A 1,156-nucleotide genomic window follows, 5' to 3' on the forward strand; every position below is an offset into this window, starting at 1 on the left:
TGTGGTTTGCTGTGGTCCTGCGCGCCGCTGGGTTCTCCGTCACCCCCTGCGCTGGGGGCGTCAGATGTGTATAGGGGACCGGGACGCCCACCGCGCAGCAGGCGCACATCGCCCGGATGGCCGCCGAGGGCGCCACCAACCGGGAGATCGCGGCGCGGCTGCTGCTCAGCCCGCGGACGATCGACCATCACCTGCGCAACGTCTTCACCCGGCTCGGGATCCGGTCGCGCGTCGAGCTGGCCCGCCTCATCCGCTGACCCGGCTCAGACCTCCTCGTACTCCTCCTCGTGCGCCTTGGCGTTCTTGGCCGTCGTGGTCTTCTTGGACGACTTGATGTTCGCCGTCTTGGTGGACTTCTCCTCGTCCTCCATGGCCTCCTCGTGCGTCCGGACGACCTCGCTGTCGCGGATCTCGCCGCGCCAGCCCTCGATCTCGTCCGCGCGGGTGAGCGACTGCGTCATCACGTAGCGGCGGAAGTGCTTGAGTTCGAGGCGGGCCCGGCGGCCCTGCGCGCGCCACAGGTTGCCGGTGCGCTCCATGAAGCCCTGCGGGTGGTATTCGAGGACGACCAGCACGCGGGTCAGGTTCGGGGACAGCTCATGGAAGCTGACCGTGCCGTCCACGTGCCCCTTCGGGCCCTTCGAGCGCCACACGACGTGCTCGTCCGGGACCTGCTCGACGATCGTGGACTCCCACGTCCGCGCGGACCAGAAGATCTTCGCCTTCCAGTTCAGCTTGGTCTCGTCGGACTGGTCGACGCTGATGACCTTCTTCATGAAGGACGGGTAGTCCTGGAACTGCGTCCACTGGTCGTAGACGAGGCGGCGCGGCGCACCCACGTCGATGTGCTCGACGATGTTGGTGACCTTCACCTTCTTTCCGCCGCCGCCCTTGCCGCCCTTCTTGCCCTCGTCCTTGTCCTTGTCGCCGCCGGGGAGGGCGCCGCCGACGGTGTCCTTGAGCTGCCCGAGCACGCCGTGGCCGTTGCCCTTCTCCGCGGCCTGCTCGTTCTGCTTCTTCGACTCGCTCTTCTCGGGGGCCTTCGGCTCCTCGCCGGGGTTCGAGCCCGCTCGCCGCGGCGTCCGCCGAGGGCCCGGCTCGCCACACCAGACCCATCCGACCCGTCCAGGAACGCGGCAGCCACCACCACCGCACC

The 1,156-nt window shown here is 68.8% G+C and carries 1 protein-coding gene and 1 pseudogene; one reads left to right on the forward strand and one right to left on the reverse strand.

The genetic code is table 11. The annotated features are described in order from the left end of the window. Nucleotides 1–257: pseudogene (locus HUX53_RS34550) on the forward strand (helix-turn-helix transcriptional regulator); the annotation flags it as partial. Nucleotides 258–263: 6 nt separating this feature from the next. Here HUX53_RS34550 and HUX53_RS34555 read toward each other — a convergent pair. After that, nucleotides 264–1,156, reverse strand: an 893-nt coding sequence (locus tag HUX53_RS34555) for an SRPBCC family protein (protein WP_176407481.1), incomplete at its 5' end; no start/stop codon positions are given.

It is taken from the genome of Actinomadura sp. BRA 177 (assembly GCF_013372625.1).
GTDB lineage: Bacteria > Actinomycetota > Actinomycetes > Streptosporangiales > Streptosporangiaceae > Spirillospora.